We start from the raw sequence: 18201 nt of genomic DNA, 5'->3' as shown, positions 1-18201 counted from the left end.
TCCTTTGAACTAAAGTTTCAAGCTGTATGTTTTTTTTTTGTTTTCTTGATTCTACTTTTTAATTATCAATTGTCAATTATCAATTAAAAATACCCTTGTTGTTTTCTCTTTTCCATTGCGGCCTCAGAACGTTTGTCGTCAATTCTGGCTCCTCTTTCAGAAATCGTAGAGCTTCTGATTTCTCCTACTACTTCTTCGATAGTTGCTGCATAAGATTCAACAGCTGCTGTACAGCTCATATCTCCAACGGTTCTAAAACGAACAATTCTTTCTTCGATTTGTTCGTCTTCTTCCTGGTACACAAAAGGAGAATGTGACCAGATCAAACCGTCTCTCAAAAAAACTTTTCTTTTATGTGAGAAGTAAATAGATGGAATTTCGATATGTTCTTTCTCGATATAACTCCATACATCTAATTCTGTCCAATTTGAAATTGGGAAAACACGAACGTTTTGACCATTCTCTATTTTTCCGTTCAAAATGTCAAATAATTCCGGACGCTGATTTTTTTCATCCCATTGACCGAAATCGTCACGAACTGAAAAAATACGCTCTTTCGCTCTTGCCTTCTCTTCATCACGACGCGCTCCTCCGATACAGGCATCAAACTTAAATTCTTCAATTGCATCTAAAAGTGTGGTCGTCTGTAAACTGTTTCTACTGGAATATTTACCGGTTTCTTCTACCACTTTTCCTTCGTCGATAGCATCCTGAACATTACGTACGATTAATTCTAACCCTAACTCTTCTACCAATTTGTCTCTGAAAGCAATAGTTTCCGGAAAATTATGTCCGGTATCTACATGCAAAAGAGGAAACGGGATTTTGGCAGGGAAGAATGCTTTTTGTGCCAAACGCACTAAGGTTATCGAATCTTTTCCTCCAGAAAAAAGTAAAACCGGTTTATCAAACTGTGAAATTACTTCTCTGAAAATATATATTGCTTCGCTCTCTAAAGCGTTTGTTTTTAATACTGAACTCATTTTGTTTTTTTGTTTCAAGTTTAAAGTTTCAGGTTGTTGTTTATCGTGAGTTTCCTAAAACTTTCTACTATTATTCTTTACTTTCTTTACTCTCCATCGGGTTAAACTCCGACGATATATTCTAAATCTTCTTCTTCCATTCCCATCGGATTAAAATCCGACGCTACAATATGGGGCGTTCCTTCCTCTTCATCGGGTTGAAACCCGACGCTACAATATCGGTCGTTCCTTCGGAACTCAAAAATCTATATTCTTTATTCTTTAATCTATTCTCTTGCCTCTAGCTTCTTTCTTCTACTTACTCTTTTTTAGCGCTATGCAATCCACATTCTTTATGACTGGATTCCCACCACCATCTTCCGGCTCTGATATCTTCACCCGGAAAAATTGCTCTCGTACAGGGTGCGCATCCGATGCTTACAAAACCTTGTTTGTGCAAAGCATTTTGAGGAACATTGTTTTCGGACAAATAAGTTTCAACCTCTTCTAATGTCCATTTCAGCAAGGGATTGAACTTTATAATTTCAAAACCCCCGTCGTATTCAAACAATTGTAAATCGTTTCTATTCTCGGATTGCTCTGCTCTTAAACCTGTAATCCAAACCGAATTTCCTGCTAAAGCTTTTCGTAACGGAACTACTTTTCGAATAAAACAGCATTCTTTTCTGTTCTCAACCGAATCATAAAAACTATTCGGCCCCTTTGACTGAAGTAAACTCTCTATGGCTGCTGCTTCCGGGAAATAAACCTCAATTGGCTTTTTGTATTTTTTTAATGTTTTATGAAAAACATCATAGGTTTCCTGAAATAATCTTCCGGTATCTAGTGTAAAAATGGCTATATCCTGATTGCTTTTGGCTATGAAATCAGTAATAACCTGATCTTCCTGTCCAAAAGATGTCGAAAAAATTACTTTTCCCGGATATTCATTTGCTAAGAAAGCCAATGTTTCGTCAAGTGAAAAATCTTTCGTTTTATCTAATAATGATTGTATAATCGTCGCACTCATATTCTCTTTCTTTCCTTCTAAAAAATGTTACAATAATTTAGATAATGTTTTTAAACTCAATAGTATAATTAAAACTCCAACTGCAATCATCATTGGTTTTCTTTTGATTTTATTTAAAAGATAAGCTCCCAATGGCGCTGCAATTACACCTCCTAAAATCAAACCTATAATAACCTGCCAACCGTGGATTCCACCAAAAAGCATAAAGGTTATACCACTTGCGAATGAAATTGCAAATTCAGCTGCATTTACAGAACCTATAGTGTATCTCGGGTTTCTGCCTCTTCCTAATAATGTTGAAGTCACAATCGGCCCCCAGCCTCCGCCTCCAACAGAATCCATAAAACCTCCAAAGATGGCCAGAAATCCTAATTTTTTAGTTTTCTTTTTGATGATCTTTTTAACTAAAGCTTTTCGAATAATTATAATAGCCAAAACAATCATATAAACTGCAATAAAAGGCTTTATAATATCTCCGTTAATAACATCCGATAGTAAATAAGCTCCCATTATTGAACCTAAAACCCCTGGAATTAATAAATGTTTGACCAATTTTTTATTGATATTTCCAAATCGGTGGTGAGAAAGTGCCGATGCTCCCGTGGTAAACATTTCAGAAACGTGAACCGCTGTACTGCTAATAACCGGCGGAACTCCGTATGCTAATAAAAATGATGTAGAAGTTGCTCCATATCCCATTCCTAAAGTCCCATCCACCAACTGTGCAAAAACTCCAATGGCAAAAAATACTAAAAATTCCTGATTAAAACCGTCAACAAATGCATTCCATGAAAATTCCGCATGGTGATTGTAGATCAAAGTCGTCAACAAACCTATCAGTAAAACTGCCGGTACCAAAACCCACAATTTTTCTTTAATTGTGACATCAGCCTTAATTGCTGCGGTATTTATTTTAAGTTCCTTTTCCATTCCTGTGACTTGTTTTAGCTTTAAAACCTATTACCCTATCGGGTTAGTAGATTGAATGGCAAAATTACTACTTATTTCTAAATATCAAAACAATATTTGATTTTTTTACATCCTCCATATTTTAATAGTTACGAAAAGGAATCTATATCAATTTCCATCAATCGTCAAACGGCTCAAAAAAACATACGGAACTGTATTACAGAACTATAAGAGCGAAAATTTCTTCATTTTTAAAATATCACTTTTAAAGTCTACCACATCCATAGGATAATTATAAAAATGTTGTTATTTTTACGACAAATATTTATCCATGGATTTCCAAATAGGTCTTATAATTGCAGGTTTAGCAGTAGGTTTTATAGTGGGGTTAACAGGTGTTGGAGGCGGTTCTTTGATGACTCCAATTTTGTTGTGGTTTGGTATACCACCAACAACAGCGGTTGGTACCGATTTACTTTATGCTGCTTTTACTAAAGCCGGAGGAGTCTTCGTTCACAACAAAAAAGGCAACATCAACTGGAAAATCACGGGCTGGCTGACTCTCGGAAGTGTTCCTGCCGCTTTGATTACTTTATGGATTCTGAACAGTATCAAAACCGACATTGAAACTATAAATCATGTTATCAAATACAGTTTAGGCTGGGCATTGTTATTTACTTCAGTTGCTATTATCTTTAAAAAGAAACTTTTAGAATTCTCTCAAAAACATGCCGGAGATAAATTTCACAGCGAAAGTACTACTCAAAACACACTAACTATTGCTATAGGTGTTCTATTAGGCGCTACTGTAACTCTAACTTCAATTGGTGCGGGAGCTTTAGGAACTGTCACTTTATTTTTTCTTTATCCCTTACTGCCAACCCCTCGTTTAGTCGGGACTGAAATTGCGCATGCCGTTCCCTTGACACTAGTTGCCGGAATCGGACACGCTTCAATGGGAAATTTAGATCTTGTCTTATTAGGACAATTATTGATGGGCTCACTTCCGGGAATTTATATGGGAAGTATGCTGAGTGGAAAAGTTCCGGATCAATTCCTTAGAAATGCGATTGCTGTAATGCTTTTTATGGCAGGATATAAATTAATTTTCTAAATGTATTATATTCTTTAAGATACAATCTGAATCTAAAAAGAAAAGACCATTTCATTAAAATATTGAAATGGTCTTTTTTATAGGAAATCGCAAAATAGAGATCTTATTAAAATGCAATATCTGCTAACGAATTACTCTCCAGTATTTTAAGTGTATTATCTCTCACTTCGGTCATTAATCGGCGTGCAGCGCAGGTAGATTCATCATCGCAGTCGTCACATCTTTCATAAAAATTATGACTGGCACAAGGCAACAACGCAATTGGCCCTTCCAGAATACGATAGACTTTAGCCATACTGATATCTTTAGGATCCTTTATCAGATAATAACCTCCGCCTTTTCCTTTTTTAGCCCCAAGAAATCCTGAGTTCCTAAGCAGCAGCAAAATACTTTCCAAAAACTTAATCGAAATATGTTCACTTTTCGCAATTTCAGCAATTTGTACTGGCTCATTGTTTTCACGTCTGGCCAGGTAGGTTAAAGCTTTGATTCCGTATTTTGTTTTCTTTGAAAGCACGTTTTATCTATTTTAATTGCTGATTGCCTATTTTAGACTTCTAACCTAAAGCAACAATCGTCTTGTTTTTCTGCCACAAAAATAAACTTTTTAAATGAGAATAGTAATAGAACGAAAATTTAAATTCTACTAAATTAGTATAGTTTAAATAAAACCCAATAAAAAATGGCCTTTAACTGTTTTTTTTTCCAGTTAAGGGCCATCATCTTAATAAAATTTCAAAATATCATTGCAAACCAAGAACGCATTATTTTCCGTTCTGTATAGCTGATGATTCTCTTTTTTAATCATTTTATGGACCACATTCAATTCAAAAAACCATTGTGAATCCGGTCTGTTTGAATCTTCTTCTCCAAAATATAATTTTATACTACAATTTGGGGCTTCAGTTTCGTATCTCAATCTTGTTGAAGAAACAGCAAATAGACAAACAATCTTCAATCCTTGTAAAGAAGCTTTCCAAGCGATTGTTCCTCCAATACTAAATCCTAAAACCATTACTTTGCCATTTTCTAATTTCAATAAAGCTTCAATTGCCCTATCTATTCCCCCACTAAGAAGCTGATTATGAACATCGCTTTCCACAAGGTTATCAGCATTAATACCAGCTAGTTCAAGCACATCGTAATACTGAATTTCAAATTCAGATTTTAATAAATCGACATAGATTTTTACCCACTCGGGATCTTTGCCTCCAAATAAATCTGATAAAATAATTAGTCTTTGTTTAGCCATATATAGAAGATACGATTTTAGATATCCGTTTTCAAAAATCTAATATCTAAAATCATCAATCTAAAATTTAACTAAGCGCCTGCTTCAAATCGGCAATTACATCTTCAACCGTTTCTAAACCTACAGAAACACGCACAAGACCTTGTGTAATTCCGACTGCCAATTGATCTTCTTCAGACAGCTTGCTGTGTGTTGTTGAAGCAGGATGCGTTACGATCGATCTCGTATCGCCAATATTTGCCGATAGGGAACACAGTTTTATTTTATCTAAAAATTTTCTTCCTGCTTCAATTCCGCCTTTAATTTCAAAAGCGATAATATTTCCTCCCAATTTCATTTGCTTTTTGGCAATTTCATATTGTGGATGCGATTTCAGAAACGGATATTTTATACTATTCACATTTGGATGCGCCTCTAAAAACTCTGCTACTTTTAAAGCGTTTTCACAGTGTTTTTCAACGCGAACGGCCAATGTCTCTAAACTTTTTGACAAAACCCACGCATTAAACGGAGACAAAGCCGGTCCCGTATTTCTGGAGAACAAGTAAATCTGCCTGATTAAATCTTCGCTTCCAACCGTAACTCCTCCTAAAACTCTTCCCTGACCGTCAATCAATTTGGTTGCCGAATGCACTACCAAATGCGCTCCAAACTTTATAGGCTGTTGAAGGTAAGGCGTAGCAAAACAGTTATCGATAATTAAAATCAGGTTGTGCTTTTTAGCAAGGTCCCCCAATAATTGTAAATCAATCACATCAACACCCGGATTTGTAGGCGACTCAGCGTATAAAATTTTTGTATTCGGTTTAATGAAGCTTTCGATTGTTTCCGGCTTCGTTATATCAAAATAAGAGGTTTCGATGTTCCATTTTGGAAAATACGTCATAAACAAAGCATGTGTAGAACCAAAAACACTGCTCGCAGACACAATATGATCACCTGAATTCAATAAGGCCGCAAAAGTAGAATATACCGCTGCCATTCCGGTGGCAAAAGCATAGCCCGCCTCTGCACCTTCCATTTTACAAATTTTGTCCACAAACTCTGTGGTATTCGGATTGCTGAAACGGCTGTAAATGTTTCTTTCTTTTTCTTCTGTAAAAGAAGCTCGCATGTCTTCTGCATCTTCAAATACAAAACTTGATGATAAGTATAATGGCACCGAATGCTCTAAATACTGACTTCTTTCTAATTGTGTTCTAATGGCCTGTGTTTCAAAACCAAATTCTTCTGTGTTCATTTTTTTTGTTTTTCTTGTTTCAAGTTTCAAGTTTTCAGCATTATTTAAAACAAAAACTTAAAATTTAAACGGTATAACGTTATTAATTAATCTTCATTTTGAAAATTATCTAATTCTCAAATTGACTAAAACACGAATTACACTGATTAGCACAAATTCGCTTTCTTTTATAAAATTTCACAAAGATTCACAAAACAAAACACAGCGTTTCGCCATAAGTTTAATGTGAATTTTGATTATATAAAAATGGTCCAAAAATTATCTAATTATCAAATTGACTAATTATCCAATTACTTTAATTCTTCGTCGTTCAATACAACTTTATATTTTATGGTAGCTGTAGGCTCAATTGTTTTAGAAACGGAGCAATATTTCTCAAAAGAAAGCTGGGCTGCGCGTTGTGCTTTTTCAGGGTTAATATCTCCCTCTAAATAAAAAACCACATTGATTTCTTTAAAAGGCTTTGCTTCACCAACTTGTACACGCTCTCCTTCCACCTCAGCGTTAAAGGAAGTGATTTCCTGACGTTGTTTTTTTAAGATCGAAATCATATCAATAGCACTGCATCCCGCAACCCCCATCAATACTAATTCCATTGGGCTTGGACCTAAATCACTTCCGCCAAATTCGGCTCTGCTGTCAACATCCACTATATGACCACGTTCGTTTTTAAGTTTAAAATGAAACGCGTCATTTACTCTGTTCAAAGTTACTTTCATTGTGTTGTTATTTTTTTTTTATTTTTTATTCTTTATAATCTTGTCATTTCGACTTAAGAAGACTCGAGCGATAGCGAACAGACGAAGTAAATCACATTAGATTGTCGACAAAGATTAGAATGTTTCGTTGCGGAGTTCCTGGTGTAATTTCTCCCTTCGGTCGAAATGACAAACTGGACCTATAAATCTGCAATCTCAAATCTCAAATCTACAATCTCAAATTCTTTACCCTTTATCTGACAATCTCAAAATATCACCAAATACTCCTCTCGCTGTTACAGCAGAGCCTGCACCTGCTCCCTGGATTACGATTGGACGGTCTCCGTAAGACTCTGTATAAATTTCAAAGAAAGAATCAGATCCTTTTAATCCGCCCAAAGCGGTATCAGAAGGCACTGAAACTAGCTTTACTTCCAAAATTCCTTTGTCGTTTTGCAAATCTCCCGACAATTCACCAATGTATCTCAATACGTGGTTTGGCTTTTGATCGGCTTTGATTTTTTCATAAATTGGATCAAACTCTTTTAATTTCGTTAAGAAATCTCCAACGTTGCCTTCACGCAAATGTTCCGGAATTAAATTTTGAATCGAGATTTCTTCAAATTCATTCTGCAAGTCTAATTCTCTTGCCAGAATCAATAATTTTCTTCCCACATCATTTCCGCATAAATCTTCACGCGGATCCGGTTCTGTGTATCCATTATCAATTGCTTCCTGCAAAATCTCACTAAACGGAACATCTTTTGCCGAAAAATTATTGAATAAATAACTTAGTGTTCCGGAGAACACTCCTTTTATTTTTGTGATGTTTTCTCCTGAAAGGTGTAATAATTTTATCGTATCAATTAATGGCAATCCGGCACCAACATTGGTTTCGTACAAATAATTCTTCTGATTTTCGGCTAAAGATTTTCTCAATTCTTTGTAAAAACCATAACTAAGTGTATTGGCTACTTTGTTAGAAGAGATCAGATCGAAACTACTCTCCACCAACGGAATATAATTCTCAACAAATTTTGCACTGGCTGTATTATCAATCGCAATCAGGTTTTCTAAATGATGTTGATTTGCATAAGCAATAATATCCTGAATGGTATAGGCAAGTCCTTCCTTTTCAATGTCTGTTTTCCAGTTCGAACTTACTCCGTTTTTATCTAAAAGTACTTTTTTGGAATTCGCAATTGCAAAAACATTCAGTCTCACGTCTTTTCGTTTTTCGATAGCGTCAGTCGATTCTAAAATCTGATTGATTAAAGTTCCTCCCACTAGTCCGTGACCAATAATGGCAATATTGATTTTTTTGGAAACTCCAAAAATCTCTCCGTGAATTACGTTTAAGGCTTTATGAAGCTCTGATTTTTTAACAACCAGACTCACGTTTTTACCCGTAACGGTGTTATTGAACAAAATCGGAACAATTTTATTTTTGATTAATGCTGTGTATGGTTTATGAAAAGTACTCAAATCCTGACCGATAATCGAAATTACCGAAACATTATCGGTTACCGTAATTTGATTTACATCTTTAGAATAGAAGTCATTTTCGAACTCTTTTTCTAATTCAACCATTGCCAATGTAGCCTTATCGGTCGCCACCACAAGACCAATGCCTCGCTCTGAAGAACCCTGCGAGATAATACTCACACTGATATTATGATCGCCCATTACTTTAAAAATTCGGGCATCTACACCCGATTTCCCCAATAATCCGCGGCCTTCCAGATTCACCAGCGACACATTCTCTAAAACAGAAAGCGTCTTAATTCCTTCTTTGGCTGAATCAGAGGTAATTAAAGTCCCACGATTTTCGTGATTAAAGGTATTTAAAATACGAAGCGGGATATTTTTTTCCAGTAACGGAATGATTGTTTTCGCATGCAAAATGGTAGCGCCAAAATTGGCTAGTTCATTGGCTTCATTAAACGATAGAAATTCAATTTTTTTCGCATCGGCAACCAAATCAGGGTTTGCTGTGTAAATTCCGTCAACATGCGTAAAATTCTGCAATTCTTCAGCATTCAGGTAATTTGCAATTAGCGACGCGGTATAGTTACTGCCATTTCTACCTAAAGTAGTGGTATCGTTATTATTGTTAGACCCAATAAAACCGGTCACGATGTTAACCGTTGATCCGTTGTGTTCTTTAAAATAATTGATCACATTTTTCTTAGAGAGCTGCTCCAAAGGCTGTGCGTCACCAAATTTAGAATCGGTTTTCAACAATTCTCTTGAATCTACAAAATTTGCAGGAACACCTTTTTCGATTAAAATGGCCGTCAGCAATTTAGCCGAAAGTAATTCTCCTTTTGATAAAATCTGATCTTTAATTTTATTGCTGTAATCACCAATCAGGCTTACTCCTTCAAAAAGTTTCTCGAGCACATTAAATTCTTCCGATAAATCGACCTGAGGATAATCTGAAACCTGATACGCTTTAAAATTCTCAAATAAGGGTTTATAATTACCGTTTTTCGCAGCAATTTTTAAAATGTATTCTAACTCGTCTGTTGCATTTCCACGGGCCGAAACCACAACAGCTATTTTTTCATTCTGCTGTACTTTATCCGTAATAATTGAAACTACTTTATTAAGTCCTTCTCCGTTTGATAACGATTTACCGCCAAATTTTAATATTTTCATTTTATTTTTCTATTGTTTCTGCCTTAAAAATATCGGCAAGTAAATGATCTAATTGTTTGTACTCGATTAAAAAAGCGTCATGTCCGTGAACCGAATCTATTTCGCTATAAGAAACATTGTCTTTGAACTTTTTTAATTCCTGAAAAGTCTCCCGATTTTCTTTGGGTATAAAAAACAAATCCGAATTGATTCCGATAATATGAATCGCAGCGTCTGTTTTGGATAACAAAGTCTCGAAATCCTCTCTGTTTCTGGTGATGTCTATGGTTTTAAGCAATTGGTTCATCAATTTATACGAAGCCAATTGATATCTTTTCTGTAGTTTTTCACCATGATGGGCCAACCAGCTTTCAATGTTAAAAACAGGACGGTTGGTATTGATGGTACGTTGAAATTTCTCTTTAAATGATTCCGGAGACCTGTAACACAACATAGCATGAATTCTGGCATCTTCGATAGGTTTTGAAGAATTGTTCAAAATTTGCTCTTGTAAATAGCAATTGGCGATCATCCAGTCGGTCGACTTCCAATCCGTTGCAATGGGAATCAGGTTTTGAGTAATGTTAGGTTCTAATGCAAGGATTTCCCAGGCGATGCCTCCTCCAACAGAACCACCAATAATAGTGTGTAGTTGGCTAATATTTAGAAGTTCTAAACCTTTTATAAAAATACGGGCAATATCTCTGGTAGTGAAATCCTGATAATTTTCGATAATAAAAGAATCATTCCCGTTTCCTGGTACATTAAAAGCCAGTACGGTAAATTTATGGGTATCGATTGTTTTCTCTTCCCCAATAAGGTCATTCCACCAGCCGTTTGCTCCGGTGACCTCTGCATTTCCTGTCAAAGCATGATTAACGAGAACAATAGGCGCACTATACAATGGTAAACCGGAAAGTGTAAAACTTAAGGGTAATGATGAGTAGGACACACCACTTTCGGTGATGAATTCCTGAATTATAATGGGACTTGGTATATTTTCCAATTTCAAATCTTTTTAATTTTGATTTGTATGTGGAAATATTAGAAAGAAAGTCTAGAGTGAAACCAGAAAATTTCTTGTTGTTATCTTTCCACGTTTAGGGGTGGTAGAATGCAGCACCTTCTTCGATTTAACGAAGGGTTGCTAAGGATTCATCGGGTCTAATCCCTCGTCCTTTCTTTATAACATTTCAATACGTTTTTGAACTTAAAGGTGCAAATTAACTACTAATTTCTCAAACAAACAAATTTTATCGAAACTGATTCCTCAATTTCTTAAACATAATTCAAACAAAAACTAGTGTACGCAAAAAATTACCGAACAATTTGCCCAGTAAAATTAAGCAGGTTTCCCTCTATTTTATGATGCTTTTAGATTTAAATAAAAAGCGTTTCATTTTCTTTTGAATACATCAAAAACAATAATGAATCCGGATTTTTTTTCTCCGCTTTTTTATTTGTTTCAGTCACCCCGAATCTTGAATCGGTCAATTCATTTGTTGGCGGTGCATTGTTTCTTTTAGCTCTAATGTTTTTCAATGTTGAAAAAGTCTTTGTTAGGTAGTTTATTGTGCTCATGACATTTAAGTTTATGTTAGTTTGCGTGTTATTATCTTTATTTTATGTTTATTTCTTTGTTATCGTAACCAAATGGAATAAAAAAACCCTTTTGGATTTGTAATACCAAAAGGGTTCAAGTTTTTTACAACTCATATATACTTTTAGTATCAACAGACGCATACACAAATACGTGCGACGTTAAACATCTTGTTCATCTGTAGGGACTTATTCATCTGGGACTTAATTACTATTTTAAAAAATTCTTGCATTTTTTCTATTTTAATAAACTTCTTTAAACTTTAGAAATATTTCTATTTTACTCTTCTTTTAATCAACAGAGTACAAAACTTTTGCCTCAATCGATGTAACTTTCATTCAGAATACTAAATTATTTCTTCTTTAGTTTTGAAGTCTTACAAATTTGCGAATATTTTATCAATTATGCAAGTGAGACTCAATAAATTAATCCCAAAAAACGTTAAAAAGCAACCTTTTTAGGTTAAAAAACATCTTACAAAATTAACATATCAATATTTAAAAGATAAATCTTACAAAAAATAACTTAAAAAACTTTCCTGTTTCATTATATCAAAGAACAACTTACTAGTATTTCGACACCACTTACAACCAGACTGCCTCTTTATTTTTGATCTTTTCAGCTACTTTCAAAATATCTGTAATTACACCCCTTGAAATGGCTTGCTTACAGGCCGAAGCACTTTGAATCACAATTGGAACAGCTGCATACGATTGTGTATAAATTTCGAAAATAGTATCTGATCCTTTCAACTGACCTATTGCTGAAGTAATGGGTTCTGAAACCAGTTTGACTTCTAATGTGTTTTTTACAACATCAAATTCTCCCACGTATCGCAGTACATGATCATCTGCCTGACTAATTTTAGCAATCTTAAACGATCGATCAATTGCTTCTTTATTCAGAATGCCGTTTTGCTCCAGATGCTCTTCGTTAATAAGGGAATTAATTTTTATATCTGACAGCTCAAAATCTTTTCCAATTTCTCTCGTGAGAATCAGTAATTTTCTGGCTGTATCATTTCCGGATAAATCTTCTTTAAAGGTGGAACGCATTAAACCGAGTAAACTCGCATCTTTTAATAAAGAAGAGAAGGTGGCTTCTTCGGCAGCAAAGCGATTAAAAACATAACTCAGATTATCTGAAAAAACACCACGAATCTTTGTGATTTTTTCGCCTGAATAATACAAGTCTCTCAAAGTTTGTAAAACCGGGAATCCGGTATCTACTGAGGTTTCATACAAAAACTCTTTGTCGTACTTTTTAAGGTTTGACCTAATCTCTTTGTATAAATCAATCGGCAATGTATTGGCTTTTTTATTTACCGCTACAATATTAAACCCGTTTTCGATCAATGTATTGTAGTGATGTATTAATTCATCGCTCGCAGTGGCATCTACAGCGATTAAATTTTCAAATTCATTTTCTTTGGCAAATTCAATAATATCCTGAACCTTAAAAGGAACGGCCAATTCCAGAAAATTGGTTTCCCAAGCATATCCTACGCCTTCTTTCTCGAAAAAAGCAACAGTTGAATTGGTGATAATTGGAAAGTGAAAATCGATATTCTTACTTTTGAGAAAAAACTCCTGACTTTCAATAATTTGATTAATCAAAGTACTCCCTATATTTCCAATTCCAAAAAGGATGATATTTATTTTAAGCTTTGACATAATTTTACTTTTTAATTTTTAAACCTTATAACTATTTTAAGTACACTGTAGCACTCTACATTAAACCTCAACACCTATAAGGTTTAAAACTTTTATACTGATTTGCTTTTTATAAAAAATCACCTCTAGCAGAACTCACGCTGCTAAAGGCAATTTTTCAAACAAAAAACAAAAAAACCTAGTTTTTATTAATGCTGTATTGTGACTCGGTCACGCTTGCAAAAACTGCTTGCAAGTCAGCAATTAAATCTTCTATATCTTCCAATCCAACGGAAAGTCGAACCAGATCTTTTGAAACTCCCGTTTCTAATTGTTCGGCATCAGACAATTGCTGGTGCGTTGTACTTGCAGGATGAATGATTAATGACTTGGTATCACCAATGTTGGCCAGAAGCGAGAAGAGCTGGGTTTCATCTACCACTTTTTTGGCTGCTTCAAAACCTCCTTTTAATCCAAAGGTAACGACACCACTTTGCCCTTTTGGCAAGTACTGCTGTGACAGGTCATAATACTTATTGTTTTTTAAGCCAGGATAGTTCACCCAGGCTACTTCTTCCTGTTTTTCTAACCAGGAAGCCAAAGCCAAAGCATTTTCGCTGTGTTTTTGAATTCGAATTGGCAGGGTTTCTAATCCCTGAATGATCTGGAAAGCATTAAACGGACTCAAAGCTGCTCCAAAATCACGTAATCCTTCGATTCTGGCTTTAGCAATGAAAGCGGCATTTCCTAAAGCTTCGTGATACACTAAACCATGATATCCCGGTGAAGGCTCTGTGAACTCAGGAAATTTACCATTCGCCCAGTCAAAAGTTCCGGCGTCGATAATGGCCCCTCCTAATGAGGTTCCGTTTCCTGAAATATATTTGGTAAGGGAGTGAATGACAATATCTGCTCCGTAAGCAATCGGATTTAATAAATAAGGAGTAGCTACTGTATTGTCTACAATAAAAGGAACCTTAAATTTTTTAGCCTCCACTGCAATCGCTTTCAGATCGAGTACATCTAATTTTGGGTTTCCTAAAGATTCAACAAAAAATGCCCGTGTGTTTTCTTTGGCAGCTTTAGTGAAATTTTCGGGTTTTGAAGGATCTACAAAGGTAGTTGTGATCCCTAAACGCGGTAAAGTTACGCTCAATAAATTATACGTTCCTCCGTACAAACTATTAGAAGCCACTATATGATCTCCTGCTTTTAGCAAAGTCAATAAAGATGTGGAAATTGCAGAGGCTCCTGAGGCTGTAACTACTGCCCCAATTCCACCTTCAAGCGCCGCAAGGCGTTGTTCCAAAACATCATTTGTAGGGTTGTTTAATCGGGTGTAAATGAATCCGGCTTCAGCAAGACCAAATAAATTAGCTGCATGATCTGAATTGTTAAAAACATACGATGATGTCTGGTAAATTGGAACTGCTCTGGTTCCTGCATTTTTAGTAACATCGTGTCCCGCGTGTAGCGCATTTGTGGCAAATTTTTGTGTGCTCATGATTTCTTAGTTTTAGGTATTGTTTATAGCTTTTGGTTTATTCTTTAATTATTACAGTCGTTTTTATATCTCAAATAAAAAGATCTTCTTCTTCGTGCAGGTACATTTGGAAAAGCAGAGAATTTGATTCACTCGAATAAAGCTCTCCTTTTATTTTAGCGGTATTCACTTTTCTATTTTTAACTGCAGCTGTAAATCGTTTATAATCGGTTTTCAATCTGTATAAAATCTCTCTTACTATAATATGTAGTGTTTTCATGATACTTGTTTTAGTTTTGGAATTAAAAAAGCCCTTTCGGATGGCGACCAAAAGGGCTTATAGTTCTAACTATAACAAAGATTTACTCTTTCACTTTTGGTAACAGCAATTTGGGATGCACATTTGCATCATCTCACAACACATCATCATACTATTTGCTATTGTTTTCATTTTTATTTGATTTAAAATTAATGCTTTTTTAATTCGACTAATTCTATAGAGTAAATGTAATAAGTATTTTCCTAACTACCAAATTAAATATCAATATTTAATGTAAAAATTTTATTACTCCTTGTAAATGCAGGCTTTACGCTAGAAAAAACAGCCACAGATTAAGGGATTAATATGATTATCAGATCAACGTAAATCCGTTTAATCCTTATAATCTGTGGCCAATATTATGGTCTTAGAACTTAAAACTCAATCTGGCGAAACCAAATCTTCCGTTTAATCCAAATTGTGATACTGCTCTGGAATAAGCAAACTGATTGGCGTTGCTTAAATCTGTACTTGGTGCAGGCGACAAGGTTGGCGTTGTATTGGTAAAGGCAGGTGTTGCCGGATTATTTCGGTCCGGATAAACATCTCCTATATTATTAAACCCAACGGTGAATCTGAATTTCTCGTTAATCTGATATCCGAAAGACAAATCAGTAACCAATTTTGCGCTGTATTCAGGATGTTCGTAAACAGAAGATGATCCGTCTAAATTTACATCAGTCGCTCCCGGGTCTGTCACTGCTCCGAAATAACTGTTTCTCAAATAAATATCCAGTTTTTTGATACTAAACGTAGTCATCAAATTGGCTTTCAATTTTGGAATGGCTTCTTCTAAATAAATTCGGCTTGACTCCGGAAAGAATGAATATTTAAAAGGCTCTCCACCTGCATTGATAATGGATTGAGGAACATTTAATTCTCCCACTCTTTTGGTAGTATTATAACTCAATGCAAAATCATTTCTGATGGTGAAATCCGGAATAACATTGTATTTATGTGAAATTACAACATCAATACCTTTCGTTTCAGAGTTGATTCCGTTGGTCCAGAACGAAGCTCTTTCCACACCTTTTAAATCAAATGCCTGTTGAAATAAGGTTAAAGCATCTTTTTGTTGCGGCGACGTTGCTGCATTTATCTGTGCATCTGTTGGTCTTGCATACTGCCCGGTTAATACCACTCTGTCGTCGATTCTGGTAAAATAAGCATCTGTTGCAATGGTAATATTGGCTTCAGGAATCTTGAATGTAAATCCGGTACTGATACTTTTTGATTTCTCTGGTTTTAAATTTTCAACCCCAATACTTTTGGCAGCCTGTGAATCGTTTGTAAAATATCCAACCTGATATGGCGAACCGTTTATGAACTGAGTGGAACTGCTTTCAAAATATTTTTGCTGTAAGGAAGGAGCTCTAAAACCTGTTTGCCCTGAAACTCTCCAGTTGATATTGTCTGTTAATTTCAAAAGAGATGCCAGTTTAAAGGTAACGGTACTTCCAAAATCAGAATAGTTCTCGTAACGCGCTGCTCCATTCAAAAGCCAGTTTTCTGTTGCATTTAATTCTAAATCTACATAAGCTGCGCCACTTTTTCTGTCCTTAACTTTAGCATCTGAAGGCTGAAACCCTGAGAATCCTTGTGCTCCGGCTCCACGTTTATTCCCGAAAAAGTCGGTTACGATTAAAGGTGAATTGCTTGGTAAAATTCCAGGAACCAAATTTCCGTTGGTATCATACAATCCGTAAGAAGCTTCTTCTCCCTGTTGAATCTGGTACTTTTCATATCTGAATTCTCCACCAAAGGCAACGTTCAGACCGTTTAAAACATCGTACTTCTTACTTAAATCCAAGTTGGTTGTACTTTGCAAAAACGAAACTTTACCGGCATAAAAACTTGAAGCCGAATTGGTTCCCAAAGTAGCATTAATAGTATTGTTCACATCATATTTAAAAGAGTTTGTCCCGAGGTTTGTACTAATATCGGTGTCAAAACCGAATAATTCTGTTGTAGCTCCAACTGCTGCAGAAGCATCTAAGATTGAAGATTCTATTTCCGGTAAAAATCCATTTTGATATACCTGTGTAAAAGTTCCTGAACCGTTTGGAAGCCTGTTAAAAGCATACGATCTACCATTTCTATACGAGAGACCTCCAAATGAATATAGAGATGTTGTTTCTGTTAATGGATACTTTGTATTGTAATATAATTGTCCAGATGCTAATTCAGACTGGCCCACACTCATATTATAGTCGCTTCTTTCCTGACCTCTGTACGCCAACTCATTGTTGGTTACATCAAAATTCAAAGCAGTCTGCATTTGCGCAATAGTACCTGCCGAAGCGATAGCACTTTGCTGTGCCGGTGTAAAGTAACCCACTTGTGGTGCATACTGTTTCAGCGAATTCAAAATTTGCGCTGAATTTGAGGTATTATTAATATTACTGAAAAATGAATTAATGTTCACACCGTTCTGAGCTGCTCTGTTCTCGACAGCATTGTAGGCATTAAAAATTGCGTTGCTTCTAATTCCCGCGCGGCTTGTTGCCTGTCTGGTCACAGCACTACCGGTAACATTTAAAAAACTACCTGCTTTACCCAAAGAGGTCCCGTAATTTAAATCAACTTGCAGATTCTGCCCGTCGGCTCCTCCTTTAAAATTATTCGATCCCGAAGATAAGTTAGTACCATACTGTATGTCTCCTGAAAGATAGTTGGCATTCTTTTTCAATACGATATTAATAACTCCCGCAATCGCATCTGAGCCGTACTGAGCGGCTGCACCGTCGCGTAAAACCTCGATTCTTTCAATGGCAAATGAAGGTATAGCATTTAAATCTGTTCCTACCGATCCTCTTCCCGGCGATCCATTAATGTTGACTAATGAACTTGTATGTCTTCGTTTTCCGTTTACCAAAATCAAAACCTGATCCGGCCCTAAACCTCTTAACTGTGCCGGATCAACGTGATCTGTCGCATCTGCCGTAGAAGTTGCATTACTGGTAAAAGAAGGTGCCACATAATTTAAAATTTGAGTTACGCTGGTTTGCGGCGCTCCTTTTGTTATTTCTGAAATATTAAAAACGTCAACCGGAACCGGTACATCTGTTTTTACTCTGTTTTTACTGCGCGACCCTACAATGGTCACTTCGGTCAATTCATTATTTTTTAAACTGTCCTGTTCTTTTTTATTCTCCTGCGCATAAATGCCTGAAAAGGTCAAAAGACTTAAAGCTACTACTACATTCTTTTTCATTACTTTTTTCTGGTTTTATATTGTTTTCTGACTTAAAAAATGATTTACAATCCGGTTTCTTTTTGGTACAAAAAAACCCCTGCGAGCG

15 protein-coding genes and 1 riboswitch are annotated in these 18201 nt (G+C 35.7%); of the genes, 1 reads left to right on the top strand and 14 read right to left on the bottom strand.

Going from position 1 to position 18201, the window contains the following annotated elements:
• Positions 1-83: 83 nt before the first annotated feature.
• The 3 genes from cysD to LNQ34_RS10780 all read right to left on the bottom strand — a co-directional run bounded on the left by cysD (position 84) and on the right by LNQ34_RS10780 (position 2922).
• Entirely contained in the window at positions 84-1001 is a 918-nt protein-coding gene (gene cysD / locus LNQ34_RS10790; RefSeq protein ID WP_202700681.1) for a sulfate adenylyltransferase subunit CysD, read from the bottom strand.
• A 280-nt stretch (positions 1002-1281) separates the two neighbouring features.
• Positions 1282-1992 (bottom strand): phosphoadenylyl-sulfate reductase, encoded by a 711-nt coding sequence (locus LNQ34_RS10785; RefSeq protein WP_070905880.1) that lies wholly within the window; start codon positions 1990-1992, stop codon positions 1282-1284.
• Positions 1993-2019: 27 nt separating this feature from the next.
• Complete coding sequence (locus LNQ34_RS10780; RefSeq protein ID WP_229999661.1) at positions 2020-2922, bottom strand: sulfite exporter TauE/SafE family protein; 903 nt, start codon at positions 2920-2922, stop codon at positions 2020-2022.
• A 310-nt stretch (positions 2923-3232) separates the two neighbouring features.
• Here LNQ34_RS10780 and LNQ34_RS10775 point away from each other — a divergent pair, with 310 nt between their 5' ends.
• A complete protein-coding gene (locus tag LNQ34_RS10775; protein ID WP_202700679.1) occupies positions 3233-4015 on the top strand; it encodes a sulfite exporter TauE/SafE family protein in 783 nt (260 codons plus the stop codon).
• A gap of 106 nt (positions 4016-4121) precedes the next feature.
• Here the strand turns inward: LNQ34_RS10775 and LNQ34_RS10770 are convergent, their stop codons facing one another.
• The 11 genes from LNQ34_RS10770 to LNQ34_RS10720 all read right to left on the bottom strand — a co-directional run bounded on the left by LNQ34_RS10770 (position 4122) and on the right by LNQ34_RS10720 (position 18113).
• Positions 4122-4532 carry an RrF2 family transcriptional regulator gene (locus LNQ34_RS10770; protein WP_008466594.1) on the bottom strand — a complete coding sequence of 137 codons (411 nt, stop codon included), beginning with the start codon at positions 4530-4532 and terminating at the stop codon, positions 4122-4124.
• A gap of 207 nt (positions 4533-4739) precedes the next feature.
• Positions 4740-5267, bottom strand: coding sequence for a dienelactone hydrolase family protein (locus LNQ34_RS10765; RefSeq protein WP_229999659.1), 528 nt, complete (start codon positions 5265-5267; stop codon positions 4740-4742).
• Between the two features lie 67 nt (positions 5268-5334).
• The gene (locus tag LNQ34_RS10760; protein ID WP_202700677.1) at positions 5335-6507 is read right to left on the bottom strand and encodes a trans-sulfuration enzyme family protein; all 1173 of its coding nucleotides are present in this window, start codon (positions 6505-6507) and stop codon (positions 5335-5337) included.
• A 290-nt stretch (positions 6508-6797) separates the two neighbouring features.
• Positions 6798-7226 (bottom strand): OsmC family protein, encoded by a 429-nt coding sequence (locus LNQ34_RS10755; RefSeq protein ID WP_202700676.1) that lies wholly within the window; start codon positions 7224-7226, stop codon positions 6798-6800.
• Between the two features lie 225 nt (positions 7227-7451).
• Entirely contained in the window at positions 7452-9866 is a 2415-nt protein-coding gene (gene thrA, locus LNQ34_RS10750) for a bifunctional aspartate kinase/homoserine dehydrogenase I (protein ID WP_229999658.1), read from the bottom strand.
• Between the two features lies 1 nt (position 9867).
• On the bottom strand, positions 9868-10857 hold the full coding sequence (locus LNQ34_RS10745; protein WP_202700674.1) for an alpha/beta fold hydrolase: 990 nt from the start codon (positions 10855-10857) through the stop codon (positions 9868-9870).
• Positions 10858-10928: 71 nt separating this feature from the next.
• Positions 10929-11037, bottom strand: a riboswitch (SAM riboswitch).
• A 188-nt stretch (positions 11038-11225) separates the two neighbouring features.
• Positions 11226-11426 (bottom strand): hypothetical protein, encoded by a 201-nt coding sequence (locus LNQ34_RS10740; protein WP_026110069.1) that lies wholly within the window; start codon positions 11424-11426, stop codon positions 11226-11228.
• A gap of 603 nt (positions 11427-12029) precedes the next feature.
• Positions 12030-13118 (bottom strand): homoserine dehydrogenase family protein, encoded by a 1089-nt coding sequence (locus LNQ34_RS10735; RefSeq protein ID WP_202700673.1) that lies wholly within the window; start codon positions 13116-13118, stop codon positions 12030-12032.
• Positions 13119-13296: 178 nt separating this feature from the next.
• Entirely contained in the window at positions 13297-14601 is a 1305-nt protein-coding gene (locus LNQ34_RS10730) for an O-acetylhomoserine aminocarboxypropyltransferase/cysteine synthase family protein (RefSeq protein WP_229999656.1), read from the bottom strand.
• Between the two features lie 70 nt (positions 14602-14671).
• Positions 14672-14860 carry a hypothetical protein gene (locus LNQ34_RS10725; protein ID WP_202700671.1) on the bottom strand — a complete coding sequence of 63 codons (189 nt, stop codon included), beginning with the start codon at positions 14858-14860 and terminating at the stop codon, positions 14672-14674.
• Between the two features lie 406 nt (positions 14861-15266).
• On the bottom strand, positions 15267-18113 hold the full coding sequence (locus LNQ34_RS10720) for a TonB-dependent receptor plug domain-containing protein (RefSeq protein WP_229999654.1): 2847 nt from the start codon (positions 18111-18113) through the stop codon (positions 15267-15269).
• Between the last annotated feature and the right edge of the window lie 88 nt (positions 18114-18201).

It is taken from the genome of Flavobacterium lipolyticum (assembly GCF_020905335.1).
Classification (GTDB): domain Bacteria; phylum Bacteroidota; class Bacteroidia; order Flavobacteriales; family Flavobacteriaceae; genus Flavobacterium; species Flavobacterium lipolyticum.
This window is presented reverse-complemented; position numbering and strand designations above follow the sequence as displayed.

Bases quoted from the DNA above. Each gene is read 5' to 3' on its own strand.
- LNQ34_RS10780 (WP_229999661.1), bottom strand. From the start codon at position 2,922: ATGGAAAAGGAACTTAAAATAAATACCGCAGCAATTAAGGCTGATGTC.
- LNQ34_RS10725 (WP_202700671.1), bottom strand. From the start codon at position 14,860: ATGAAAACACTACATATTATAGTAAGAGAGATTTTATACAGATTGAAA.
- LNQ34_RS10720 (WP_229999654.1), bottom strand. From the start codon at position 18,113: ATGAAAAAGAATGTAGTAGTAGCTTTAAGTCTTTTGACCTTTTCAGGC.
- LNQ34_RS10740 (WP_026110069.1), bottom strand. From the start codon at position 11,426: ATGAGCACAATAAACTACCTAACAAAGACTTTTTCAACATTGAAAAAC.
- LNQ34_RS10765 (WP_229999659.1), bottom strand. From the start codon at position 5,267: ATGGCTAAACAAAGACTAATTATTTTATCAGATTTATTTGGAGGCAAA.
- LNQ34_RS10775 (WP_202700679.1), top strand. From the start codon at position 3,233: ATGGATTTCCAAATAGGTCTTATAATTGCAGGTTTAGCAGTAGGTTTT.
- LNQ34_RS10785 (WP_070905880.1), bottom strand. From the start codon at position 1,992: ATGAGTGCGACGATTATACAATCATTATTAGATAAAACGAAAGATTTT.
- LNQ34_RS10755 (WP_202700676.1), bottom strand. From the start codon at position 7,226: ATGAAAGTAACTTTGAACAGAGTAAATGACGCGTTTCATTTTAAACTT.
- thrA (WP_229999658.1), bottom strand. From the start codon at position 9,866: ATGAAAATATTAAAATTTGGCGGTAAATCGTTATCAAACGGAGAAGGA.
- LNQ34_RS10760 (WP_202700677.1), bottom strand. From the start codon at position 6,507: ATGAACACAGAAGAATTTGGTTTTGAAACACAGGCCATTAGAACACAA.
- LNQ34_RS10735 (WP_202700673.1), bottom strand. From the start codon at position 13,118: ATGTCAAAGCTTAAAATAAATATCATCCTTTTTGGAATTGGAAATATA.
- LNQ34_RS10730 (WP_229999656.1), bottom strand. From the start codon at position 14,601: ATGAGCACACAAAAATTTGCCACAAATGCGCTACACGCGGGACACGAT.